Here is a 25,466-nt window from a genome sequence, read left to right as displayed (position 1 = left end):
CTGCTCGCGGCGTTTAGCGTGGCCTGCGGGCGCTGGGGTAGCATGGCGGGGTACCTAATCAACTGCATATTTCGAAAAGGATGCACCTGTGAATCCACCCGCTCGCCGCGATGGCACACCGGACAAGAAGGAGCGCGTCGACGATATCATCGTCTCGAACGCCAAACCGGCACGCCACCAGCACGTTTCTAAGAAAGACCGCGCCGCGACCGCGCAGTCGGTAGCCGAAGAACTGGGCGCCGACTGGCTGTATGCCGACGAAGACTCCGCGGATTCCGCCGCGCCCGCCCAGCAGGGCGAGCGCCTCCAGAAGGTCCTGGCCAAGGCCGGGGTAGCCTCGCGCCGCCACGCCGAGGTCCTCATTGAAAAGGGCCGCGTCGAAGTCAACGGCAAGAAGATCACCCGCCAGGGCGTGCGCGTGAACCCGAACGTGGACATCATCCGCGTGGACGGCACCCGCGTCAACGTCAACGAGGACATGGAATACTTCGTGCTCAACAAGCCGCGCGGAGTCCACTCCACGATGTCGGACGAGATGGGCCGGCCCTGTGTGGGCGACCTCATCTCCGAGCGCGTGGCCGCCGGCCAACGCCTCTTCCACGTCGGCCGCCTCGACGCGGACACCGAGGGCCTGCTCCTACTCACCAACGACGGGGAGCTGGCCAACCGCCTGATGCACCCCAAGTACGAGGTCCGCAAGACCTACCTCGCCACGGTGCTGGGCGAGGGGGACAAGAAGCTCGTGCGCGCGCTCAAGGAAGGAATCGAGCTCGACGACGGTGTCGCCAAGGCCGACTTCGTGCAGGTCGTGGACAAGAACCAGGGCTATTCCCTGATCCGCCTCGAGCTGCACGAGGGCCGCAAACACATCGTGCGCCGCATGCTCAAGGCCGCCGGCTACCCGGTCCAGCGCCTGGTCCGCACCAAGATCCACACGGTGCAGCTGGGCGAGCTCAAGCCGGGCAAGATGCGCGCCCTCAACGACAGCGAACTGACCAGCCTGTACAACGAAGTGGGGATGTAGATGTTAAGCAATATGCCCAACGACGGCCTGCTGCTGGCCGTGGATGGCCCGTCCGGCACCGGCAAGTCCAGCACCTGCCGCGAGCTGGCCAAGCGGCTTGCGGCCAAGTACGTCGACACCGGCGCCATGTACCGCGTGGCGACCCTGGCGGTTTTGCGCGGCGGCGTGGACCCGGCCGATGCCCCCGCGGTCATCGAGGCCACCAAGGATCTGCCGCTGGAGGTCTCTGACGACCCGGACACGACCGCCGTCTTCCTGGGAGGCGAGGACGTCTCCGGCGAGATCCGCGGTGACGAGGTCACCCGGAACGTCTCGGCCGTCTCCGCCATCCCCGAGGTCCGCGACAACTTGGTCGCCCTGCAGCGCAAGCTGGCCCACCAGGCCCACCGCGCGGTCGTCGAAGGCCGCGATATCGGCACCGTCGTGCTGGCGGACGCCCCGGCGAAGGCCTACCTGACGGCCAGCGCGCAGGTGCGCGCCCAGCGCCGCCACGATCAGAACCTCGCCGCCGGCCGCGAGTCCGATTTCGACGCGGTGCTCGCCGACGTGGAACGCCGCGACGCCGCGGATTCTTCCCGCGCGACCTCGCCGTTGCGCCCGGCCGACGACGCCGCCGTCATTGATACCTCCGAGCTCAGCCTCCCCGAGGTGGTAGAGCGTTTAGTGCAGCTAGTAGAGGAGTCCCGTAATGACTCATAACCCCAACGACCACGCCGCCGGCAACGGTCGCGACAACGCCCCCGAAGCCGAGACCGAGTTTTACTACCCGCACGGGCAAACCCCGGGTACCGAGCCGGCCGAGGAGACTTTAGAGCGCGATCCCCACGAGGGCTGGGCGGCGGCCGATTTTGATGCCGAGGAGTTCGACTACGAATTCGACGACTCCGAGTTCGGCGACGCTGACTACGGCGAGGACGAGGAACCGGAGACCCCGCTGACGGAAGAGGAGTGGGCCGAGATCGAGGCCGCCTACGGGATGGGCGGCCAGCAGTATGACTCGGAGGCCCTGTGCACCGTGGCCATCGTCGGCCGCCCGAACGTGGGCAAGTCCTCCTTGGTCAACCGCTTCTTGGGCCGCCGCGAGGCCGTGGTCGAAGACCACCCGGGCGTGACCCGCGACCGCGTGTCCTACATCGGCGACTGGAACGGCCAGCGCTTCCTCGTCCAGGACACCGGCGGCTGGGATCCCAACGTCAAGGGCATCCACGCGGCCATCGCCCGCCAGGCGGAGGTGGCCATGGAAACCGCCGACGTCATTGTCTTCGTGGTCGACACCAAGGTCGGCATCACGGAGACCGACTCGGTCATGGCGCGGCGCCTGCAGAAGTCGCAGGTCCCGGTCATCCTGGTGGCCAACAAATTCGACTCGGACAACCAGTACACCGACGTCGCAGAGTTCTACGCCTTAGGCCTGGGCGATCCGTGGCCGGTCTCGGCGCAGCACGGCCGCGGCGGCGCGGACGTCCTCGACGAGGTCCTGCGCCTGTTCCCGGAGACCCCGCGGTCGCATTCGATTACCGCCGGCCCGCGCCGCGTGGCGCTGGTGGGCAAACCGAACGTGGGCAAGTCCTCGCTGCTGAACAAGTTCACCGGTGAGAACCGCGCGGTGGTCGACAACGTCGCGGGCACCACCGTGGACCCGGTCGACTCCTTGGTGCAGCTGGACCAGCAGCTGTGGCGGTTCATCGACACCGCTGGCCTGCGCAAGAAGGTCAAGAACGCCCAGGGGCATGAGTACTACGCCTCCCTGCGCACCCGCGGCATCATCGACGCGGCCGAGGTCTGCGTCATGCTCATCGATGCCTCGGAGGAGATCTCCGAGCAGGATCAGCGCGTGCTCAACATGGTGCTCGAGGCCGGCAAGGCCCTGGTCATCGCCTTCAACAAGTGGGACCTGATGGACGAGGACCGGCGCTACTACCTGGATCGGGAGATCGACCAGCAGCTGGCTCACCTGCCCTGGGTCACCCGCATCAATATCTCCGCGGAGACCGGGCGTGCGCTCCAGAAGCTGGAACCGGCCATGATCGAGGCCCTGGAGAGCTGGGATCAGCGCGTGACCACCGGCCAGCTCAACAACTGGATGCGCGAGGCGATCGCGGCCAACCCGCCGCCGATGAAGAATAACCGCCTGCCGCGGGTGCTCTTTGCCACGCAGGCCTCCACGCAGCCGCCGACCATCGTGCTGTTTACCACCGGCTTCCTGGATGCGGGCTACCGCCGCTACCTGGAGCGCAAGTTCCGCGAGCGCTTCGGTTTCCACGGCACCCCGGTCCGGATTGCGGTGCGCGTGCGCGAGCGCCGCAAGAAGCGCTAGGCGCGGCGCAGCAGGAAGGCGTCGGTGCGGTAGCGCAGCCGGACTGCGTCGTCGTCGCTCAGCCCGGTGTGCTCGCGCAGGTACCAGTTGAGGTTGTGCGTCATCCGCTGGTGGATCTTGTCCCCGTTGCGCAGCCAATAGGCGCGGGTGTGCATGAGCTGGTGCAGCTGCGCGGGGTACAGTTCCTGCGTAAAGGTCGTGCGCAGCTCGCGCTCGATGGTCCAGGGCGCGGCCAGGGCCGGTAAAAAGCCGGGCTTCTGGACGTCGCCGCTGTGCATGATGCGCGCAAGCCGCAGCAGCCACGGATCATCGGTGACATCCAGGGTGTTCCACACCAGCAACACGTGCCCGCCGGGGCGGACTATCCGGTCGAATTCCGCGCAGGCGGCCGGCACGTCCACCCAGTGCCAGGTCTGCGCCGCCGCCACGGCGTCCACGCTCGCCTCCGGCAGCGCGGTGGCCTCGGCCTTGGCCCGCCACACCGGAACCGCGAGGTTTTCTTCCAGCACCCGCGCCATGTCGGCGGAGGGGTCGACGGCAAAAACGCGCTCGACGCCGGGGACCGCGGCCAGCTGTTCCGTGAGCTTTCCGGTGCCTGCCCCGATATCGACCACGGTGGCGTGGCCGGCCAACAGCTGCGCGACCTGTGCCGGGTAGGCCGGCCGCACGTCGTGGTAGGTGCCGGCGCCGTGCCCGAAGGCTCGGGCCGTGGCGGTGCGGTGGGCGGCCCCGCGGAACTCGGGGCCCTCCTTCTCCGAGGGCGGGCGGTAGGACGGGAAATTGCGCGGGTCAGGCTGTGTGGACATCGCTAATCAACTTACCTGTTTCTCACGTTCCCTTATAGAATGGATCCCTATGTCAAGTCTTCCAGCACCCGACCAGAGGCGTTGGCTGCTGAAAACCGTCTTCTCGCAGAAGCAGCGGACAATCCCGGCCGCGGTGCTCATGGCAGTGACCTTCGTGTGCAACGGGCTCACCCCGGTGGTCGTCGGCAAGGCCGTGGACGACGCGATTGCCAGGGGGTCTGTGCGCTCGCTCGTGGTGTGGGTAGCGGTGCTCGTCGGGCTTTTCGCCGTCAACGCGGCCGCGAGCTGGTTCTCCCGGGGCCTGTTTAACTGGGCGATGTTGCTCATCGCGCACGAGCTGCGCATGGCGGTCACGGACCGGATCACCCACCCGCGGGGCATCGGCGGGCGGCGCCGCACCGCCGGCGAGCTGCTGTCCATCGCCTCCACCGACACCCAGCGCGTGGCGAACGCCGTGTTCATGACGGTGTTTCCCGTCGCCGAGGTCGTCTCCATCGTCTACGTGGCCGTCATGGTGGGGCTTATCTACCTGCCGCTGGGCCTGGCCGTCCTGCTGGGCGGACCCATCATTGTCTGGTGCTCTCTGACGGCGGCGCGCCCGCTGCGCAAGCGCTCCAGCGTGCGCCAGGCCGCCCTGGCCCAGGCGGCCGCCACGGCCACCGACGTCGTGGAAGGGCTGCGCATCATCAAGGGCATCGGCGCGGTCGATCCGGTACGGCGCCGCTACGCGGAGGCCTCCGATAACGCCTACGACAAGACCATCTATGCCAACGCCGCCCAGGCGCGCCTGAACGCGGTGACCACCGGCATCGGCAGCCTGTATGTGATCGTCGTTGGCTGCGTGGCGGGTTGGCTGGCGCTGCAGGGGCACCTCAGCGTGGGCGAGCTCATCACGATCATCGGCCTGACCCAGTTCATCATCACCCCGATGACCATGCTGGGCCGCAATATCGCCTCGCGCTGGGCGGCCGCCCAGGCCAGCGGGGCCCGGATCGTCGATCTGCTGAACCAGCCGCCGGAATTCGCCGCCGATGACACCGCGGAGCTGCCGGCCCTGCGCCCGGGCATCCACGTGGAGACCGGCGAGGTTCCGGACTACCTGGCGCGGCTGCCGCGGGAGCGCTACCTGGTGGCCCCGCACCAGGCCGATATCTTCGACGGGACCGTGGGCAGCAATGTTTCCGCAGACGCCGAATCCGCCGCCCGGGCGCTGTGGGTGGCCGCGGCGGAGGAAATCCCCGGGGGCCACGACCGCGAGGTAGGCGAGAACGGCGGGCACCTGTCCGGCGGCCAGCGCCAGCGCGTGGCCCTGGCCCGCGCCATCGCGGCGGACCCGGAAGTCCTCGTGCTCATCGAGCCGACGTCTGCGGTGGACTCGGTCACCGAGGCCACCATCGTGGAGCGCATCGCGGCCACCCGCGCGGACAAGCCGACGGTGGTCTACACCTCCTCGCCGGCCTGGCTGGCCCAGGAGGTGAGCGCCTAATGCGGTTCCCGAACGCCACCTGGCCGCAGGTGCGCCGCTGCGTAGCGGGCAACGTGAAGGCCATCCCCGGGGCGGGCTGGCGGCTGGTCCTGGCACTGGTGGTCTTAAGCGCCGGCGCGGCCGCCAACATCTTAATCCCGATCTGGTTGGGACGGATCGTCGACGTCGTCATCGCGGACGAGCCGCAACGCCTGGGCGGCCTGGCAGCCCAGCTACTGGGCGCGGCTGCGGCCGCGGCGATCCTGGCGGCGCTGGGTTTCTACCTCATATCCCGGGTCACGGAGAAGATCATCGCGCAGCTGCGCCTGCAGATGGTCTCCACCGCCGTGGGCCTGCCTACCCACCGGGTCGAGGACGCCGGGACGGGGGACCTGGTCTCGCGCTCTACCGACGACGTCGCGGAGCTGTCCGCCGCGGTCACCGAGACCGCGCCGGTGCTGAGCAATTCCGCCTTCTCCATCGTTGCCACCGCCATTGCCCTGGTTACCCTGGACTGGCAGTTCCTCCTGGTGGTCGCCTGCGCGGCCCCGCTGTACTTCTTCGCCGCGCGGTCCTACCTCAAGGTCGCGCCCGGTCGTTACGTGGCCGAGCGCGAGTCCATGGCTACCCGCGCCCGCCGCGTCCTGGAGGTCATCCGCGGCAGCGCCACCATTCGGGCCTTCCGCCTGGAAGACGAGATGCACGACAAGGTCGGGCAGGCCTCCTGGCAGGTCGTCGAGCGCGGTTACAGCGCCCGGCGCACCATGATCACGCTGCAGTTCTGGATGACCGTCGTCGAGCTCGTCATGCTGTCTGCCGGTCTCATCGCCGGTTACCTGGCCACGCAGTCGGCCGGCCTGAGCGTCGGCGCGGTCACGGCCGCCATGCTCATGCTCATCCGCCTGCGCGGACCGCTGCTGGGTCTGATGCGCATCCTGGACACCGTCCAGTCGGGGTATGCCTCCCTCTCGCGCATCGTGGGCGTGGTCATCGATCCGCCGCGGCCGGTTTCCGCCGCGGGCGCGCCCACCAGCCGCGGCGAGGTCGAGATGGAAGGCGTCAGCTTCGGCTACGGCGACGGCTGGGCGGTCGAAGACGTCAGCCTGCGCGTGCAACCCGGTCAGAAGATCGCCCTGGTGGGCGCCTCCGGCGCGGGCAAGACGACGGTGGCCGCGTTGGTGGCCGGCCTGCGCGTGCCGGACGCGGGTAGCGTCACCGTCGATGGGGTAGAGGTCTTTGCCCTTTCGGACCGCGAGCGCGTCGCCCGCCTGGCGCTGATCTCCCAGGAGGTCCACGTCTTCTCCGGCACGCTGCGCGAGGACCTCGCCCTGGCGGCCCCGGCGGCCACGGACGCACAGATGCAGGCCGCGCTGGACCGCGTGGGCTTCCCCGAGCTCGTGGACGGCCTCGACACGGAGGTGGGCGCCCGGGGACTACAACTGGACCCGGTCGCCGCGCAGCAACTCGCCCTGGCTAGGATTCTCTTGTTGGATCCGAAGGTGGTTATCATGGACGAGGCAACCGCGGAGGCCGGCACCTCGGGTGCGGCAGTGCTTACCGACGCGGCGCAAGCGGTCACCGAGTCCCGCTCCGCCCTCGTCGTCGCCCACCGCCTCGACCAGGCCTGTGATGCCGACGAAATCCTCGTCATGGACAGCGGGCGGATTATCGAACGCGGCAACCACACGCAACTAGTCGCCCGCGGTGGGCAGTACGCCCGCCTGTGGGCCGCATGGAAGAAAGGCCGGGATAAAGCGCAGTGAAACCCATTCTCCGCGCACTAGCGGCAGTCACGGCGACGGCCGCCTTGATGGCTGGGTGTTCCTCCCAGGGCACTCCGGACGAGGACGCGGCTGCCCCCACCTCGCGGGAGCGCACCGATCTGGGCATCCCGCGCTCGGCGCCGCTGGACGGGCCGGAGCCCGGCAGCTTCACCGAGATCAACCTGCCCTCGGGACGCACCTACGTGCTCGCGGTGCCGGAAGACTATGACCCGGCTAAAAAGTGGCCGCTGTTGATGTCCTTCCACGGTTGGAAGGAAACCAGCTGGAACAACTTCAAGTACACCGAATTCCGGCACGCGGAAGCCATTTCCGTCTACCCGCAGGGCAAGAACGGCGCGTGGGCGCCGGCCCCTTATGCGGACACCAAGGGCTCCGAGGACATCGCCTTCGTCGAGGACATCCTCGACACCGTGCGCGCCACCTACACCATCGACGACGAGCGCATCTACGCGACCGGCATGTCCAACGGCGGCGGTTTCGTGGCCTACCTGGCCTGCCAGATGCCCGGGACGTTCAAGTCCATCGCCAGTATCTCGGCCGCCTATTATGAGGCGATCCACAACAACTGCGCCGATCAACCCGTCGGGCGCCTGGACCTGCACGGCACCAACGACCCGGTGGTCAAGTACTACGGCGGCAAGCGGCACGGTACCCGCTACAACTCGGTGGTCGATGTCCTAGCCCACGACGAGGAGCGCAACCGCTGCAGCTCCCGCATCCGGACCGAGCGCCTGGCCAATTCCGCCCTGCTGCAGACCTGGAGCGGCTGCGAGGAACCACTTCAGCACATCCGGATCGGCGGCGGCAAGCACGTCTGGCCCGGCGGCGCCTACGATAAGGACGCCAAGGTGGGCAAGGGCTTTGCCACCGACAAGGTCCTCGACTTCTTCGGGATTCCGGGCCGCCCCGAGGGCACCCGCGATACCTAGTTGCCAGGCGTAGAAGCCGCGCCCTGAGCGCGGCGTGCCACCTGGGGCGCGTTTAGTTGAACAGGCCCCAAACCGCAGCGGAGATGGTGATGACGCCGAGGACCACCACGAACCAGTTGGTCCAGCGGCCGCGGAAGCGCTTGAGGGCATCGATGCGGTAGATGGCCCAGATGGGCATCAGGTAGAGGATGGCCGCGATGAACGGGCCGCCGATGCTCTCGATAAGCCCCAGGATATCCGGGTTCAGGACGGCGGCAATCCACGTGGTGATGAAGATGAGCGCGTAGGCGATGTTGGTGATCTGCTGGTGCGTGGTGCGCTCGGCCAGGGAAGGAGAGACCTTCTTGAGGATGTAGCGCGCTCCCTCGGTGGTACCCAACACGTGGCCGAAGTAGGAGGAGATGATAGCCAGGATGGCGATGACCGGGGAGAGGTAGGCCAGCACCGGAACGCCGGAGATATTCGCCAGGTAGGACAGGACCGGGATGTTTTGTTCGCGGGCCTCCTGCAGACCGTCGGCGCCGAGCGCCAGGGTGCACGACCAGACGAAGAACATGGTGAACACGGTCAGCATCAGCGCCGTGGCGAGCAGGACCTTGGAGGCGTTCTCGTGGGACTTGATGCCCCACTGGCGCTGCATGGCCAGGGAGAACTGGGAAATGGCCGGGGAGTGGTTAAAGGAAAAGACTAGCACCGGCAGAATCATGATGATGCCGCCGATGAGAGCCAGCGAGTTGCCGGAGTCGACCTCCATGAAGCTTTGCAGGTCCCACTGCGGGATGAGGTAGATGGACACGCCCGCCAAGCACAGGATGAGGGGATAGACGATGAACTGGGTCAAGTACAGCATCAACTTCTCGGAGAAGGCGAAGACCAAGGTCATCGCGCCAATGAGAAGGAAGGACAGCAGCGCGCGGTTAATGTGCGGACCGTTGAACTGGTTGACGATGAAGGAGTCGACCGTGTTGGTAATGGACACGCCGTAAATCAGCACGATCGGGTAGATCGCGAAGAAGTACAGCACGGAGATGACTAAACCGATCTTCTTGCCGAAGTAGTCGGTGACGACGACCGTGATGTCCTCGCCCTGGCGCGGGGAGACGCACATGATGCGCGCGAGCGCGCGGTGGGACAGGTAGGTCATGGGGGCAATCAGGATGGTGGCAATCAGCAGCGGCCAGAAGCCGAAGCTGCCCGCGTTAATCGGCAGGAAGAGGATGCCCGCTCCCACGGCGGTGCCGAAGAGTGAAAAAGCCCAGCTAGTGTTGACGGCCCGGCCGGATGCCTGGGCTGGGGCAGAAGAGGTCATGAAAAGATCTCCTTGTAGGGGAGGTAGACGGTGCAATCGACATCAGCAGCGTAGGAGCTACTACCTTGTGGATTACGCTAACACTTGGGAATAGACCTGTTTGCTCTTTGGAAACAGAAGAAGTCTCACCCCTCCTTTTGGGGGTAAATCTGCGCCCGCCCCACGACGCGGCCGGTGCCCCTAGGCTGGGACAGATCCGGTGGTCGGAGGGCGCGGTTATCAAATTGTTGCGCTTGCGCGGTGGGCGCGTTGCAAAGAAGTCGGTACGATCGGTAGCGGCCGGTCAAACGGTCCAGATAAGTGAAAATTTAAGCAGTCAAGATACTCGAGACTATTAGGAGTAAAGACAATGGGTTTGATGGACAAGGCTAAGGACGCACTGAACTCTGACAAAGGCAAGGAAGCCACCTCTCAGGGCCTCGACAAGGCCGAGGACTTCGCCAAGGACAAGCTGGGCGAGGACAAGTCCGACCAGATCTCTGACGTCCGCGGCAAGGTCGAGGATCGCCTGGGCACTGGCAACGACGAGAACAAGGGTGAGGACGAGAAGTAAATCGTCTAACTCTTCAACCGCCGTGGCACATTGGGGCCTCGGCGGTTTTTGCATGCTTAAGCGAGATGTTAACTGTGCTACTTTTGGCCAACTCTAGGGTATGCCCATGGATTTAACCGCTAGGCTAGGGGCTGTGGCTATGTCTCAGGAGGATTCCGAAGTCCCAGCCCTACCGAAGACCGCTATTGTCCGTCAGGCGCTGCGCATCACCGCACATCTCGGCGAAGCTCAGCTATCGCTAGAGCGCGCGGCCACCTACGCCGGCGTGGACTACGCCGCCGCTCAAGCGATTTTCGGGGATACCCCCGGGCTCATCGATGAACTCAACGGTCACCTCAACTCGCGCCTGCGCAAGCGGTGCGCGGAAGAAGACGCCCACTTAGCAGAAGCGGCGGGCGCCGTCGAGCGGCTCCGAGCGTATATGAACGCCTATTTCCGCTTCGGTCAGGAAGACCCCGCGAGTTTCGCTGCGTTTATCGCCCTTCGGTGGGACGGCGAGCCCGCCATTGAATTCGAGGAAAGCCCGAACCAGGCGGATTGGCAGTGGTCTTACGCGGAGATGCTCCGGCGTACCCGCGCGGTCTTGGTCGAGTACGGCGCTCCCCGCAGCGTCAACCTGCTTAACCGCTACGCCCTTACCGCACTGGCCGTCGTCCATGGGGCCTCCCACATGTGCGTCTTCGGCGCGGCCCGGCACCTAACTCCGGCCGGTCGCCGGCACACCATGGCGCGCGTCTTCGACGTCTTTATCACCGGTCTGGAATACGAGCTCGAAGGCCATCCGCAACGCGCTTTCGAGCCGGTTAACCTTGAGCCTACCCAGGCTTATTCCGCGGTCCCGCCGGCCCGCCAGCTTCCGCGCGGAACCGACCAAGAAAAGACCGTGGCCTTATACCGCGGCGGCATCGAGCTGTTGGCGGCATCCACTACCTTCAACGTCTCTATAGCTGCGGCGGCCGAGCAGGCCGGACTCGATTCGGCGGAGGCGCGCCGCCTCGTGGACGGCGACAACCGCTTCGATGCCCAGATAGAGCGCTTCTTAGACCAGCAGTGCCGCGCGGCAACTGAGAAATTCCTACGTACTCTCCAGCCGGAGGCGACCCCCATCAACCGCATCAAAGCTTTGGGTATTGGCTACCTGGGCCTAGCGTTGTCGGACCCCGCCGGCTTCCTGGCCCTGGGGTGCGTCAGCTCGGGTTCTATCATCCCGTCCACCTTTGACCTAGACGGGCGGGCCGAAAGGCTAGGGCCGACGCTGCGCTTCCTTGTCGAGGAGGTGCGCGAAGTCATGCAGGACAGTTCGGAGTCCGGGAATACCTGGGCTCTTTATACCTATTCCATGGCGCTTTGGTGCGCCGCACACGGCATGGCACACCAGTTCTCAGTCGGATCGTTTAGGCTCCTCTCGCTGGAGGAAAAATTGCGTTCTTCCAGTCACATTATGGATCTGGGGCTTATGGGCCTGATAAATTCCCTCGGCCTCGACGTCCCGGTCGACGCACTTCATAGGCACCGCTGAGCGCTAGCCCGCCGGCCAGAGCGTGCCAACGCGACTGGTCTGCACGCAGATGGGGGAGGCTCCCTCCGGCAGGTCCACGGCCAGCTCGGTCCCGCCGCCGGTGACCTGAACGAAGACTTGGTTCAGCCCGGCGCGCAGGGGAACCTCCGTGGGCTCGCCGTCTAGGCTGAGCTGCGCCGTTGTTTCCGAACCAGCCAGGTAGTTGAGTTCCACCACCCACTCGCGCTCCAACAATGGGCCGTCCAAACGCAGTTTTTGTTCCTGGCCGGGCCCGATCTCCTGCCCGCACCGTGCCATGCCGGCGTTACCGGCCCCAGTCGGGGTGGTGGTGCGGGCGGGGTTGAGGTCAGCGGCGAGGATGCGGCCGTCGCCGCCGACGATGCCGGGTTGCTCTGTCCAGGCGGCGATTGCTGCGCCCGGCAGGATCATGCTCAGCCGGTTGTCGGGGTAGGCGACAGGTAGTAGGACCTGGGTGTCGACCTCCTGGTCCAGCTGGGGAGCCTCCCGCGCGGCGAGCTGGCCGTTAAGGGTCCGGAAATACTCGCGGGCCGGCTGTTCGGCCCAGGACGCTGCATAGCTGAGCGTGCTAGCGATACTCAGGGCGGCAATCACCGCGCCCAGGGCGAGAAGGATTCTACCCGGCCAGGTGGTGGAGTCCAGGCCGCGGAAGGCGAGTGCCGTGGCGATAACCAGCAGCACGCTGACCTCGGAGAAGTGGCGCAGCGTCTGCACGATCTCGAAGGCCGTGTCTGTACCGCCCCGGCCCAGGCTGACCGCGAGGAGGCAGGCGGCCACGTAGGCGCCGCAGATGAGAAAACCTGCCAGGCCGCGCCGGCTGCGGGCGCTTAGCACCACGACGGCTGCCGCGACGAGGACGCCGACGGCCACCATGGCGGTAGCCGGCGTGGCGAAAGGCGGTCCCGGGTGCCACCTATCCCACCTCAATGGGCCGCCGGCCGCCGCCGGCAGGAAGCCCTGCAGGAAACCGTGCCTTAAGGTCTCCGCAAGCCCCAGGCTCTCCGCGCGGGGGAGGTCGACCGCGAGGAGGTAGACACCCGCCCAGACCACGGCCACCCCGAGGGAGGGGAAGATGCTGCGCCGGCACCCCAGGAGGAACCAGCAGAAAGCGAGGAAGGGCAGGGCCAGCAGCATGCGCTCGCTGAACAGGCAGCCCACCAACACGCAGAGTGCGGCGGCCCACGGGCCGACGTGCGCCCTCGGACGGTCCTTGCTGCGGCCGCGAACCACGCGGGCGCCACCGAGCACGCAGGCGGTCGCCGTGGCCATGGCGGCCTCCAGCGGGAGCAGGTTGATAGCCGCCGAGAGCCAACTGGTGGCTGGTAGGTTTAGCGGCGACAGGCAGTACAGGGCGAAGGCCAGCAGCACCGGCCAGCCGCCCCGCAGGTGGTGGGCGAGGAATCCCACCGCAGCGATAGCCGCGGCATTGAGTAGGCCCAGCACGCACAGCGCGGCGGCCCAATTGAGGTCGCCGGCGGCCGCCACCAGCCGCATGATCCCGCGGGCGGCCGGCATGAGGTGCCCGTCGTGCGGGGCCATTAGCGCGGTCTCCGGGGCCTGGGCCATAAGGATGAAGTCGTCCCAGTAGAACCAGCCGCGGGCGGCAACCCCCATGCGCACTAGCCAACCTACGATCCCAACGGCCAGCAGGGGCAACAGCTGGTGGCGGCGAGTACGCATAATGACGGCTATTCTAACCGGCCCCGGCGGCCCCGTTGCGGAAACTCGGCCGCGAAGCGCCCTGAAAATGGGGCGGTGGCGGCAATGGGTATGAAATATGAAAAAGGCCCGTGCCGAAGCACGGGCCGAGAGTCTTTCGCGGAACTACCCACCCACCAGCAACGAGCCGCACCACAGCGATGGTTTCCGCCGGTTTCCGTGGCCGATTCCGTCGGCTGGGACCGGGGCGGTGTGGTGAGACGACAGGGGGTACATCAGGAGGTTCGTCCCCTAAACCTACTCCAACTCGCCAGTTTCATTCGCCGCGGCCATGATTTCAGCCAAGGTGGAAATCACGTTGCGTAGCACGTCTCGGTCGGTGGTAAGCAGCGCGTCGCGCTGTTTGCGTTGTTCGATGCCGTCGAAGATGGCGCTGGTGGCTTCCTGCTGGAACTTGCGCGAGCGTTTGAGTTGCTCGCGGTTGTTCTCTTTGCCCAGCCGCACCGCTATTGGACTGGAGGACAATGTTCCCCAGGCAGCAACAATCATCTGCGCGGTTTCATCACTGTTGACATCTACACCTGCCATGGAGAAGATGTCGTTGACTTTTTCAACGGCTTCATCAAAAGCCGCGCGTAGTGGGGTTTTCGGCTCACCAAGACGAACCGTGAACTCAGGGACATTCAACGGTTCTGGTTCACTGTTCCTCACGCTATAGTCTTCCTCTACGCCGCTCTGGGCAATGGCGACACCGGCCAGGGTGACACCTGTCAGGAAGTCTTCATCGCCGTCTAGCTCGGTGATGTGCAGGTTCGGCTCCAGCACGCTACACAACATGGCGCGGCGTGACACGTCAGCATCTGCGTAGGCAATGATCTGGGAGAGGAACTCGTAGGCGTGCCGATATTTGAGTACGTGTGCCCTGAAATCCTTGGCACGCTCGCGGGTGTCCTTATCGGTGGAGTTTCGGTCTGAGCGCCAGCGGTCAAGAATCGTATTGGCCGCACCGCGCAGATTTTCTGAGTCCTCGCCTGCTATATAGGCTTCGGCAACCTTGTTCATCTCGTCTAGGTCATAGTAGCCAGCGGTGTCCAACTCGTCTGCCAGCGTGTGCAGGGAATTAGGGTCAATGTCGGTGTCAATGACCGCGCCCTGGTAGTAGCGTTTGAAATCAGCCTCAATGAGTTCGGGATCATTGACGAAATCGACCACCATCGGGGCGGGCTTATTCGGATAAATTCGGTTCAGGCGAGATAGAGTTTGCACCGTTGCGACACCAGAGAGGTGCTTGTCCACATACATCGCGCACAGTCGCGGCTCGTTGAAGCCGGTTTGGAACTTGTTGGCCACGATGAGCACGCGGTAGCTTAAATCGTCGTCTTTGAAGGCGCGCTCCACATCGGATTCGCCGTTCATGCTGACTTCGGTGACCGGCTCTGATTCGTCCTCCATACGCACCGCGTCGGAGAACGCCACGAGCGAGTGAAACTCGTAGCCTTTTTCGTTGATGTAGCGGTTCATCTCACGCGCCCAGTGCACCGCTGCCTTGCGCGAGGAGGTCACCACCATGGCACGTGCCTGGCCGTCGAGGTGGTGGGCCACGTTGCGGCGGTAGTGCTCTACAACGACCTCAACTTTTTGTGCAATGGAGGTCGGGTGCAGGCGGACAAAACGCACCATGTCGGAGACTGCTTCGGACTGATCTACCTCTTCGGTTCGTCCCAACTCGTCGCGGACTTCCGCCCACATAGTGTAGGTGGAGTAGTTGGTAAGCACGTCCATGATGAAGCCCTCGGCAATGGCCTGACCCATCGGGTACGTATCAAAAGCGATGTAGTGCCCGTCCGGGGTCTGTGAACCGAATAGACGCAGGGTTTTACCTTTCGGCGTGGCCGTGAGCGCTACAAAAGTCATGTTGGACGCTGTTGCCACAGCCTCCTGGCGCAGCTCCAGCAGGTCGTCGGCAGTGTAGTCCTCCGACTCGTCTAACTCCACCTCAGCGAGAAGCTCACGCAGCGCCGAGGCAGACGAACCAGTTTGTGAGGAGTGGGCTTCATCGGCAATCACACACCAGTTGCGGCCCTGAATATCTGGGTCGTCATCTAGCAGTGAGAGCACATACGGGAATGTCTGCAGCGTACAGGTGATGATGTGACCGCCCTCGACCAGTGCTTCGCGCAGCTGTGGTGATTTCGCACCGGAGTTTTCACCGACCGAGACCACCAGTCCGCGCGATGCCGCTAGTGCCTGCATGTCCTGGCGAATGTTGGTATCGAGTGCTGTGCGGTCGGTGACCACGATGACGGAATCAAAGGTCTTGGTGCCGTCCTCGGCTACCTGCCTAATTAGGCGGTGCGCAAGCCACGCAATGGTCTTTGTCTTGCCTGAGCCTGCTGAATGTTCGATGAGGTAGCGCCCGCCAGCGCCACGCTCGGCGACATCGGTGGTGACTTTCTCCACCGCGCGCAGCTGATGGAAGCGCGGGAAAATCAAGGTACCTTTCGCACCGCGCTTGGACGTGGAATTCGGCTCCCATACCGCGAAGTCGCTCAAGATGCGCAGCAGTAGCCTCGGCTGCAACACCTGCTCCCACAAGTAGGACGTAGCCGACTTATCCGCAATCGGCGGGTTTCCGCCTGCGCCGTCATGTCCCTGATTAAACGGCAGGAACCTCGTGTCGTTGCCGTGAAGCGCGGTGGTCATGTACACCTCGTCATTCGACACTGCGAAGTGAACCAGTGCGCGCCCCGGCAGGAGTACGCGGCGATTCTTCGACGGCACACGATCCTTGCGGTACTGCTTTATCGCATGAGCCACTGACTGTGTGTTGTCCGTCTTCAACTCAAACGTGGCTACCGGAATGCCGTTGACCGTAGCCACCAGATCCAGCGTCTCGCCGCTGGTGGTATCAAAATGCACCTGGCGGACAATGCGCAGGCGGTTGTCCTGTGCTCGCTTGGCAGCAGACACACTGAGCGGATTAGCTGGTGGGAACGCCACCATGGGGCCAAAGGTGGCTGAGCGCGCGTTAGGCTGCGCGTACTTAAAGCCCTCGCGCAGAGTACCCAGCAGACCTCCACGGATGCGTCCGGTCTGTGCGTCCTTACGGGTTGCGGATTCGAGCCGCTTGGCGACGTACTCCAGCAGCAACCTCTCCGAATTCTCCCGTGTTGCTTCAGGGGCATCCTGCGGTACGGCTTTGGCGTAGTCCTCTGGGTACTGGGTAGAAAGCCAGTGCAACACATCAGCCGGGAACAGCCCCAGGCGTGCATCCCAGCCAATGTCCTTCATTCCCGGTTCATAAATCCAGCCGCTAGCTTGCAACGACTCGCAGATGGTCTCTTCCAGGCGCTCTTCGCGCATAATGTCACGTTTAGGCATGAGGTTCGTCCTTGTCGTCGAGTGAAGCAGGAATATCGATCTGGCCAGTCACCGCCGCCGAAATCACTGCCGCGCGGCGCTCCGTCAGCAAGTCCCGCAACTTCGTAATGTCCTCCAACATCGAATCAATCTCGGCGGTTTCACGGTCGATCTCGTCGGCGATGCGGCGCTGTTCGGCAAGGGGAGGGAGAGGTATACGATTTTGCCTTAGTCCGGTTAGATCGAGGGTGGGAACAGGCCCAGGTCTCTCTAATAGTTCAATATCTACTAAGGAGAGTGAAAGCATTAGAAAACTTGAATCCACATTGTTGCTAGGAATCAGTGCCAGCATGTTGTTGTCAATGCAGCAAGCTATTGAATTTCTAACAAACCTACCCAGAAGTAGGGCTGCACCAATTTTAGCCATTAGCACACTATTTGCAGGGATGATGTGAGCAGCTAGCTGGTGGGCTTCCTCAGAACTTATTGTGTTCCTGTCGTCACGAATGAAACCCTGCCGGTCTACAAGGGATATAGAACCAACTTTATAGAATGGAAGCTCTTCGCCGACCTTCCCCTGATGCTTATGTGGAAATCCGCTTCCCGAAACCAGCTTAACGAGCGTACCGACCTGAACATTTGGATACTCCTCTGCTAGATGGAGCATTGTCTCTGAAATAACCGCCGCCCGTCGCTCCGTCAGCAGCCGCTCCATCTCGTCCAAATCGGCACGCATACCGTCGATCTCGGCGGTCTCGCGGTCGAGGTAGTCAGCGATGGCGCGCTGGGTGGGGAGTGGAGGGACGGGTACTTCAAGCCGAGAAAACTCTTCATAGTTTAAAGTCTGACGAACTCCCGTGCCCATTTCATAAAAGACCTTTGCCTGATCCATCGCACGCATGAAGTATGCAATGAAATCAGGGTGCACTCTTGAACTATCCGGCCGAAAGTTGATGTAAGCAGAAGTCATTATTCCTCGCTCCGTAACCAATGCTGAACGGAGTGAGCGGTGATCGTTCTGGAGGTCAGTGAATCGGAAAATAACATCACCCGGTTCCACTATCTGATAGGTCTCATACGATGCAGGTCTAAGTCCGGTCTTGTCTTTGATGTCCTTTCTAATGACATTTCCATAGGACAATGACAGTAGGTTTTTCTCTTTTAAACCATAGTTCTTATCGTTAGTTCTTTGTCCTAGAATCCATAGCGCCGCAGTCGGCCATTCATCAGGAACAGAACCTATCCACTTGTGGATCCCCATCACTTCCTCACCTGCCCGAACTTGTCCATAAGACGGCCCATGACCTCGGCTACGTCGGCATCGATCTCGGCTAGAGGACGAACCGGCTCAGGTTTGTAGAACACGCGCTTAAATGGGATTTCGTAGCCGGTGATGGCCTTGGTTGCATCCCAGGTGACATCGGGTGCGAAGGGGAGTACTTCGCGCTGCATGTGCTCGTCGATGTCCTCGGTGAGTGGCACGCGCTCAGTCATGGTGAATGACGGATCGAGAACTGGGTTGCCCTTGCGGTCTACTGCTGGCTCGGCTTCGTTGTCGGGAACGGCGATGGCCTTGGAGATGGTGTCGATAAGCGTGGCGGGCATCTTCACGCCGTGTTCCTTGGCCGCGGCCTTGAGCGCGTCCGGCAGGTCGTTGTAGGAAGCGTTAGCTACCGCGCGCACCACGTCGGCGTGTTCATTAACTGCCTGCTTGTGTTCCAGTACCTCAGCAATTGCGGCGTCGGTGACGTGGACTCCTAGGCGTGCTTGCTTCGTCACCTTCACATCGCGGAAACCCAAGTCATCTGGGGTAAGTACCTTGGACATGTCACTATCGGCAAAAGCACTGTAGGCCTCCAGCACCTTGGCGCGGTCGGCCTCGCGCATCTCGCGGCGCTTGTCGCCCAAGCCCTTGTCTGGCACAGACCAGCACGCGGAGGCATCGATAAGCTGCACAAAGCCCTTGCGGTGGTTTTCCTTGTTGGTGTCCAGAATCCAGACGTAGGTGGAAATACCCGTGCCGTAGAACATGTTGGTGGGCAGCTGGATAATCGCGTCCACCAGGTCGTTTTCCAGCAGCCACGCGCGGATCTGGTCGGGGCCTGAACCAGGGCCACCCGTAAACAGTGGGGAACCATTGGACACCACCGCGCCACGTCCCCCAGACCCGTTCTTGCCTGCGGGCATGAGCTTGGAAGCTACGTGGGAGAGGAACAGCATCTGGCCGTCGCCCTTATTGGGCAGGCCGTGGCTAAAGCGAGAACCCGGTACCTTGGCCTGCTCCTTGACTGATGATTGTTGAACCGACCAGTCAGAACCAAACGGCGGGTTAGACAGAATGTACTCGAACTGCTCGCCCTCATAGAGGTCTGTCAGCAACGTGTCACCGTGGCGGATCGCGTCGGGCTCACCGCCCTGAATGAGCAAGTCGGCCTTGCCAATGGCATAGCCGGTGGGCATCAGTTCCTGACCGGCGAGGTTGACCTCAATGTTGGGGTTGAGTTCCTTCAACGCGCGCTCGGCCACGAGCAACATGCCGCCCGTACCCGCGGTGGGGTCGTAGACGGTGCGCGACGCGCCAGGGGAGGTCAGACCAAGGTCATCGGAGGCAAACAGGATGTCCACCATAAGACGAATCGCATCACGTGGGGTGTAGAAGGCACCCGCGGCTTTGCCCTTGGTGTTAAACGCGCGGTACATGACGTGCTCGAACAGGTCACCCATCTGTGCATCTGGTAGTGCCTCCACAGACATGTCAATGGTGGAGAAGTGCTTGACCACCGGCCACAGGCGACCTGCTTGGTCAAGGTTGCGCATTTTTACTGCGAAGTCGAACGCGTCCCAAATATCACGGACGCTTTGTGAGAACGCGCCGACGTAATCCATGAGGGAGTCGAATACGTGGTCATCGGTTTCCGCAATGCGAGTCAAGTCCAGCCGTGAGGTGTTGTAGAAGGATAAACCGAACTGTGACTGCACCTCCCAGTCCAGGTAGGCCTCACTCATTCCTTCGACATTGAGCTTGGTTGCCAGGTCTACAACCTTGTCCTTGGTGGGGGCCAAAATGCACTCCAAGCGGCGCAGGACGGTCAGCGGCAGGATGTAGTCACCGTAGTCCTCGGGTTCGACGATGGAGCGCAGGTACTTGTCGGCGGTGTTCCACACGACGGACTGATTCAGTTCAGCTGTACTCACTGTTGAGGTGTCCTTTTGGGTCTGAGAGACAGTTTCGTCTCATAACCCTAGCTGGTGGTGGCGACATTTAGGCCGAGGGTGCCTCTGTTTTGGTGAAACCTCCCCTTGGGGGACTGGGCAAAAGAGAAGCCCCAGCCGCAGCATCGCACCACAGCTGGGTTTCCTTTATCGCATAAAGTGAAGCCAGTAGCTACAGCCGCTCGATGTCTACCTCGCCGTCGAGAATCCTCGGCTCGATGTCCATGTGGATCCCGCGGTAGGGAAGTAGCGCGCGGATAATGTCGTGGGTGATGTCGATGCCTGGGGCTGGTTCGTCCCGTAGTAGGCGGTGCAGGCCAGGGCAGTAGTCCACGCCGGGAAACTCGTCTTTGGCTGCGGGAACGCACCCGTGCGGGTTAAAAGTGGTGCAGCGAATGATCAGGTCGTCGTGGGCATCACTGTGCAGGTTGATGGTAAGTCCTGGTGTGGAGGCAGACATGTCCGCAACCGTGGCCTCGTTTACAGACCGGGCAAGTGGGATGGGGCGGCGGGCAGTATCCCCGCCCTGGATTCGGGTGAGTCCTGCGCGGTGTCCACCAGCGTCGGCAAGGGTGACAAAGGTGCCCCGCTCGCAGGGTGGCGGTGATAAGTGGCAGGTCGTCAGCGGTGGCTTCGCGGATACGCAACCGCGTCCGACAGTGGTCACGCTAGACCGTTAAGGCCACGTATGTGACCCGCGCAGGTCCCGGGCGAGGTTGCATAAGACCAACTGGATATGCTTCTACATCTAGCTCGGAAACCCGTGTGGGGTTCCGGGCCAGAAGTCGTTGTAGAGGGGACGAACCATGTTGTGTTTCTTATTGTTTAAGGAGGCCTAAGAGTCCGCAATGACTAAACCCACCGCGACGACGCGGTGGGTTTATCTGTCGGACTAACAGGATTTGAACCTGCGACCCCTACACCCCCAGTGTAGTGCGCTACCAAACTGCGCCATAGTCCGCCGTTGCTTGTCGCAACGTTGACTAAGGTTACAACAGTGTCATTGCGCTAGTCGAATCGCCTGCACATCCGGGGTGAGGGCGAGCGGGGCTTGAGGGCTTAAGCGCCGGTGGTGTAGATCCACCGGCCGTTAACACGACTGAAGTTGGAGCGCTCGCGCTGGCTTCCGGTCGCCGCGCCCTTGTAGAAGGCCTCGAACTCGACGATGCCCTTGTCATCCAGGGGTCCGCCGGCCACGGTGTCGAGGATGTCGAGCCGGTAGAAGCGGATGGAATCATCGGCGAGGTTAAGCTCGCTGGGCCGGGTGAAGGGATCCCAGGTGGCCAGCAGGTAGTCCTCGTTGCCCGTGACGAAGGCGCTAAACCGCGAGCGCATGAGGGTCTCAGCGGTCGGCGCCGGTTTGCCGGCGTGGTACTGGCCGCAGCATTCGCCGAAGGTCAACCCGGTGCCGCAGGGGCAGCGGGCGTCATCGGTTAAGGGGCGGTGGATGCTCACTTATCCTCATCTACCAATCGGGCGTTGCTGATGTGCTTGAGGATATCCGCCTGGCGGGCCGCGGCGAGCAGGGCCTTTTCCTGGCCGGCGTCCAGATCCCCGAAAAGCTTTATGGAACGGGTGAAGTTGGCGCCCTCGCCCTGGGTGACGGTGACGTGGACATCGTCGAGCTTCATGCCGCGGGCGGCGGCCTTGATGGCCTGGGCCGTGCCGGCGGCAACGGCGGACATCAGCAGGCCCTCCGGGGTAAAGCCCTGGCCTTTGCCGCCGTCGGCCTTGAGGCGATCGGAGGTCACGGAGCGCTCGTTGTGGCGCACGACCACGCCCATCTTGGTGCCGTAGGCCAGGTGGGCCTCGGCGGCATCGGCCGCCACGGCCGGCGGCTGGTTATCGGGGACGATGAACTGCTCGGCCCAGGCACCGATGAGATCGGCCGCGCGCTGGGCGGCGCCCTGCTTGGTGATGAGGTGGTCGGCCTTGTCCAGGGCGACTAGTGACTTCGGGTAGCGGGTCACGCGGAAGATGTTCTGGGCGTTGTCAATGCCGACGGTCTGGTCGATGGGCGAGTGCAGCACCATCAGCGGCTTGCGCAGCTTGCTCAGGTAATCGACCGGGTTGGTCTCTGCGAGGTCTTCCAGGAAGCCGCGGGAAATAGTCAGCGTGCGCCCGCCCAGGACGACATCGACGGCCCCGTTGGCGTCGACCTCGCCGATCTTGTCGGCGTAGTGGAGCACGGAGTGGGCCGGGTCAAAGGGCGCACCAATGGTGGCGACGGCGCGCAGGGAGGGGATGCCGGTGGCGGCAGCCGCCAGGGATGCCGCCCCGCCCAGGGAGTGGCCCATGAGCAGCTGCGGGGCGTGGTAGTTGTCCGCTAGCCACTCCGCCGCGGCTTGGATATCGGCGACGTTCTGGTGGAAGGTGGTGTCCGCGAACGCCCCCTCCGACTGGCCCAGGCCGGGGAAATCGAAGCGCAGCGTGGCGATCCCGAAGTCGGTGAGCTTCTTCGAGGTGCGGGATGCGCCCGGGGTGTGGCGGGAGCCGGCGAAGCAATGGGCAAAGATGGCGAAGGCTTCCGGCGGGGTGTCGGGGAAGTCTATAGTCCCGGCCATCTTCAGGCCGGTGGACGACGGTAAGGTGACGTTCACTGATTGCATGCCTATAAGGATAACGAGGCGACTGCGCACGAGCTACTGCGGGTTTATTAGAGTTGAAGGGACCAACGTTCGAGGAGGATGCCACACAACCATGGGCGCATTTGATTGGTTCTGGAAAGCGATGGGCGCGCAGTCCGAGCGCAACGATAAAAAGTCGAAGGCGGTAGTAACGAGCGCGGAAGATTCCGTGGCCCAGCTCCGCGAGCTGGACGACGCCGCGGTGGCCCAGGCCGGCCGCGACGCCATCCGCAACGGCGACGTCGCCGACAAGCCGGCCTTCCTGGCCGCGCTCGCCGTGGCTGCGGAGCGCCGCCTGGGCATGTCCCCCTTCAACGTCCAATCCCAGGCCGTGCTGCGCCTGCTGGAGGGTGATGTCATCCAGATGGCCACCGGCGAGGGCAAGACCCTGGTGGGCGCCATGGCCGCCACCGGCTTCGCCCTCACCGGCAAGCGCGTCCATGTCGTTACCGTCAACAACTACCTGGCCGGCCGCGACGCCGAGTGGATGCGCCCGCTCGTCGAGTTCTTCGGCCTGTCCGTGGCCCCGGTGACCGAAAAGATGACCTCCGCCGAGCGTCGCGCCGCCTACCGCAGCGACGTCATCTACGCCCCGGTCAACGAGCTGGGCTTCGACGTCCTGCGGGACAACCAGATCACCGCCCGCGAGCAGACGGTGCAGGCCCGTCCCGACGTCGCGCTGGTGGACGAGGCGGACTCCGTGCTCGTCGACGAGGCCCTGGTCCCACTGGTGCTGGCCGGTTCCGAGCCGGGGCAGGCGCCGACCGGGCAGATCACCGACGTGGTCGGGCACCTGACCGAGAACAAGGACTATATCGTCGCCGAGGACGGCCGCACGGTCTCCCTGACCGACGAGGGCGCCCAGCGCGTCGAGAAGGCACTGGGGATCGACTCGCTGTACTCGGAAGACAATATCGGCACCATCCTGGTCAAGGTCAATCTGGCGCTGCACGCCAAGGCGCTGCTCATCCGCGACATCCACTACTTGGTGGCCGACGGGCAGCTGCAGCTTATCGATGCCTCCCGCGGCCGCGTCGCAGACCTCCAGCGGTGGCCGGACGGCCTGCAGGCCGCGGTCGAGGCGAAGGAGGGCCTCGAGGTCTCCGAGGGCGGGCGCATTCTCGACACCATCACGCTGCAGGAGCTGATGCGCCGGTACCCGACGGTCTGCGGCATGACCGGCACGGCGGTTGAGGCCACCGACCAGCTGCGGCAGTTCTACAACTTACGGGTCTCGGTCATCGACCGGAACAAGCCTCTAGTCCGCGAGGATGAGCCCGATCGCATTTACTCGACCATCGCGGAAAAGAACCGGGCCATCGTCGGCGAGATCCAGCGGCTGCACGCCGCCGGCCAGCCGATCCTGGTCGGCACGCACGACGTCGCCGAGTCGGAGGCACTTGCCGGCGCCCTCGAGGAGTTGGGCATTCAGGTCAACGTGCTCAACGCGAAAAACGACGCGGAGGAGGCCCGGATCATCGCCGAGGCCGGTGAACGTGGGCGCGTGACCGTGTCCACCCAGATGGCCGGCCGCGGCACGGACATCCGCCTGGGCGGGGCGGATGAGGCCGACCACGACGCGGTTAGTCAGCTGGGCGGCCTGGCCGTTATCGGCACCTCGCGGCACCGCAGCTCCCGGCTGGACAACCAGCTGCGCGGGCGCGCCGGCCGCCAGGGGGACCCGGGCCGCAGCGTCATCTTCGTCTCGCTGGAGGACGACGTGGTCCGCCAGGGCGGCGAGGACGAATCCCTGTCGGTCCGGCCGGATGCGGACGGCCGGGTCGAATCCAAGCGCGTGCGCGATTTCGTGGCCCACTGCCAGCGCGTGACCGAGGCGCAGCTGCTGGAGATCCATGCCCAGACGTGGAAGTACAACCAGCTGCTGGCCGACCAGCGCGTCATCATCGACGAGCGCCGCGCCAAGCTACTCGACACCCCGCAGGCGTGGGAGGAGCTCGCCGAGCGGGCCCCGCAGCGGGCCACGGAGCTGACCGAGGCCGGCGTGAGCGAGGACGCGCGCGTGCGCGCTGCCCGGGAGATCATGCTCTACCACCTGGATCTGGGCTGGGCCGACCACCTAGAGCACCTCGACGACGTGCGCGAGTCGATCCACCTGCGGGCGATCGCCCGCGAAACTCCCATCGACGAGTACCACCGGATTGCCGTCCGCGAGTTCAAGGACCTAGCGCAGCGCGCCGTTGAGCAGTCGGCGGAGACATTCCGCACAGTGCCGATCGACGAGTCCGGGGCGCACCTGGCGGACGCCGGCCTGGCGCGCCCGAGTGCCACCTGGACATATATGGTCTCGGACAACCCCCTCGCGGGGGCAGGCAACTCCGCCTTGAGCAGCATAGGTAATCTGTTTAAGTAGAAGGCCGCCCGCGCGTCGCGCGAAGTCGCTATTATTGGAATAGTTAATTGAGAGCCACCAACCGGAGGTAAAACAATGAGTGAGAACAACGGCACCTCGGAGCCGCAGGTCGAGACTACCTCGGTCTTCCGCGCTGACCTGCTGAAGGAAATGGAAAACGGCGCGGCAGCAACCTCGGAGTCCGGCGCCACCGGTGCGGACCAGCTGCCGGAGGGCCAGGCCTTGTTGGTGGTTAAGCGCGGCCCGAACGCGGGCGCCCGCTTCCTGCTGGATCAGGACACCACCACCGCCGGCCGCCACCCGGAGGCCGATATCTTCCTGGACGACGTGACGGTCTCCCGCAAGCACGCCGAATTCCGCAAGCAGGACGGCCAGTTCGAGGTCGTCGACGTGGGATCGCTCAACGGCACCTACGTCAACCGCGAGCCGCGCAACAGCCAGGTTCTTGAGGTGGGCGACGAGATCCAGATCGGCAAGTTCCGACTGGTGTTTATTGCTAACCAGGACTAGGG

At 63.9% G+C, this 25,466-nt stretch carries 19 protein-coding genes and 1 tRNA gene; 10 read left to right on the top strand and 10 right to left on the bottom strand.

All coding sequences use genetic code 11. The features are described from left to right. Nucleotides 1-88 precede the first annotated feature (88 nt). Genes QQS53_RS09970 through der form a run of 3 tightly spaced genes read left to right on the top strand, consistent with a single transcriptional unit; the run spans nt 89 to nt 3,341 of the window. A complete protein-coding gene (locus QQS53_RS09970; protein WP_472775670.1) occupies nt 89-1,024 on the top strand; it encodes a pseudouridine synthase in 936 nt (311 codons plus the stop codon). Further along, nucleotides 1,025-1,723, top strand: coding sequence for a (d)CMP kinase (gene cmk / locus QQS53_RS09965; RefSeq protein ID WP_472775669.1), 699 nt, complete (start codon nt 1,025-1,027; stop codon nt 1,721-1,723). Continuing rightward, nucleotides 1,713-3,341 (top strand): ribosome biogenesis GTPase Der, encoded by a 1,629-nt coding sequence (gene der, locus QQS53_RS09960; RefSeq protein ID WP_472775668.1) that lies wholly within the window; start codon nt 1,713-1,715, stop codon nt 3,339-3,341. The genes cmk and der overlap by 11 nt, the downstream gene beginning before the upstream one ends. On the opposite strand, the gene QQS53_RS09955 is transcribed toward der, so the two are convergent. Beyond that, nucleotides 3,338-4,147: a class I SAM-dependent methyltransferase gene (locus QQS53_RS09955; protein WP_472775667.1), complete on the bottom strand. Its 810-nt coding sequence runs from the start codon at nt 4,145-4,147 to the stop codon at nt 3,338-3,340. The genes der and QQS53_RS09955 overlap by 4 nt on opposite strands. Before the next feature lie 49 nt (nt 4,148-4,196). On the opposite strand from QQS53_RS09955, the gene QQS53_RS09950 reads away from it, so the two are divergent. The 3 genes from QQS53_RS09950 to QQS53_RS09940 are packed head-to-tail and all read left to right on the top strand — an operon-like array spanning nt 4,197 to nt 8,325. Continuing rightward, entirely contained in the window at nt 4,197-5,633 is a 1,437-nt protein-coding gene (locus QQS53_RS09950; RefSeq protein ID WP_472775666.1) for an ABC transporter transmembrane domain-containing protein, read from the top strand. Continuing rightward, complete coding sequence (locus QQS53_RS09945; RefSeq protein ID WP_472775665.1) at nt 5,633-7,375, top strand: ABC transporter ATP-binding protein; 1,743 nt, start codon at nt 5,633-5,635, stop codon at nt 7,373-7,375. Before QQS53_RS09950 ends, QQS53_RS09945 begins: the two co-directional genes overlap by 1 nt. Continuing rightward, nucleotides 7,372-8,325, top strand: coding sequence for a CE1 family esterase (locus QQS53_RS09940; protein ID WP_472775664.1), 954 nt, complete (start codon nt 7,372-7,374; stop codon nt 8,323-8,325). Before QQS53_RS09945 ends, QQS53_RS09940 begins: the two co-directional genes overlap by 4 nt. A 52-nt stretch (nt 8,326-8,377) precedes the next feature. On the opposite strand, the gene QQS53_RS09935 is transcribed toward QQS53_RS09940, so the two are convergent. Further along, nucleotides 8,378-9,634, bottom strand: coding sequence for an SLC5/6 family protein (locus QQS53_RS09935; RefSeq protein ID WP_472775663.1), 1,257 nt, complete (start codon nt 9,632-9,634; stop codon nt 8,378-8,380). Between the two features lie 349 nt (nt 9,635-9,983). Between QQS53_RS09935 and QQS53_RS09930 the strand changes: the two genes are divergently transcribed. Next, nucleotides 9,984-10,187 (top strand): antitoxin, encoded by a 204-nt coding sequence (locus QQS53_RS09930; protein ID WP_070768093.1) that lies wholly within the window; start codon nt 9,984-9,986, stop codon nt 10,185-10,187. Between the two features lie 133 nt (nt 10,188-10,320). Continuing rightward, entirely contained in the window at nt 10,321-11,706 is a 1,386-nt protein-coding gene (locus QQS53_RS09925; protein ID WP_472775662.1) for a TetR/AcrR family transcriptional regulator, read from the top strand. 3 nt (nt 11,707-11,709) lie between these two features. Here the strand turns inward: QQS53_RS09925 and QQS53_RS09920 are convergent, their stop codons facing one another. The 8 genes from QQS53_RS09920 to QQS53_RS09885 form a co-directional block, all read right to left on the bottom strand. Beyond that, nucleotides 11,710-13,404: a hypothetical protein gene (locus QQS53_RS09920; RefSeq protein ID WP_472775661.1), complete on the bottom strand. Its 1,695-nt coding sequence runs from the start codon at nt 13,402-13,404 to the stop codon at nt 11,710-11,712. Nucleotides 13,405-13,680: 276 nt separating this feature from the next. Beyond that, nucleotides 13,681-16,764 (bottom strand): type I restriction endonuclease subunit R, encoded by a 3,084-nt coding sequence (locus QQS53_RS09915; RefSeq protein ID WP_472775660.1) that lies wholly within the window; start codon nt 16,762-16,764, stop codon nt 13,681-13,683. Continuing rightward, nucleotides 16,757-18,004 carry a restriction endonuclease subunit S gene (locus tag QQS53_RS09910; RefSeq protein ID WP_472775659.1) on the bottom strand — a complete coding sequence of 416 codons (1,248 nt, stop codon included), beginning with the start codon at nt 18,002-18,004 and terminating at the stop codon, nt 16,757-16,759. The genes QQS53_RS09915 and QQS53_RS09910 overlap by 8 nt, the downstream gene beginning before the upstream one ends. After that, nucleotides 18,004-19,938, bottom strand: a complete 1,935-nt coding sequence (locus tag QQS53_RS09905; protein WP_472775658.1) for a type I restriction-modification system subunit M — start codon at nt 19,936-19,938, stop codon at nt 18,004-18,006. The genes QQS53_RS09910 and QQS53_RS09905 overlap by 1 nt, the downstream gene beginning before the upstream one ends. Nucleotides 19,939-20,128: 190 nt before the next feature. Next, complete coding sequence (locus QQS53_RS09900) at nt 20,129-20,290, bottom strand: hypothetical protein (protein WP_472775657.1); 162 nt, start codon at nt 20,288-20,290, stop codon at nt 20,129-20,131. Nucleotides 20,291-20,843: 553 nt separating this feature from the next. After that, nucleotides 20,844-20,917 (bottom strand) — tRNA-Pro (locus QQS53_RS09895). A 98-nt stretch (nt 20,918-21,015) separates the two neighbouring features. Continuing rightward, complete coding sequence (locus tag QQS53_RS09890) at nt 21,016-21,411, bottom strand: YchJ family protein (RefSeq protein WP_472775656.1); 396 nt, start codon at nt 21,409-21,411, stop codon at nt 21,016-21,018. Then, entirely contained in the window at nt 21,408-22,565 is a 1,158-nt protein-coding gene (locus QQS53_RS09885) for a bifunctional alpha/beta hydrolase/OsmC family protein (protein WP_472775655.1), read from the bottom strand. The genes QQS53_RS09890 and QQS53_RS09885 overlap by 4 nt, the downstream gene beginning before the upstream one ends. A gap of 91 nt (nt 22,566-22,656) precedes the next feature. Here QQS53_RS09885 and secA2 point away from each other — a divergent pair, with 91 nt between their 5' ends. Then, on the top strand, nt 22,657-24,954 hold the full coding sequence (gene secA2 / locus QQS53_RS09880) for an accessory Sec system translocase SecA2 (protein WP_472775654.1): 2,298 nt from the start codon (nt 22,657-22,659) through the stop codon (nt 24,952-24,954). Nucleotides 24,955-25,029: 75 nt separating this feature from the next. Further along, the gene (odhI, locus tag QQS53_RS09875) at nt 25,030-25,464 is read left to right on the top strand and encodes an oxoglutarate dehydrogenase inhibitor Odhl (RefSeq protein WP_290221697.1); all 435 of its coding nucleotides are present in this window, start codon (nt 25,030-25,032) and stop codon (nt 25,462-25,464) included. The last annotated feature ends 2 nt before the right edge of the window (nt 25,465-25,466 follow it).

Source organism: Corynebacterium sp. 2571A, from assembly GCF_055700935.1.
The sequence above is the reverse complement of the archived record's forward strand: the minus strand, read 5'-3'. Positions and strand labels throughout refer to the sequence as shown.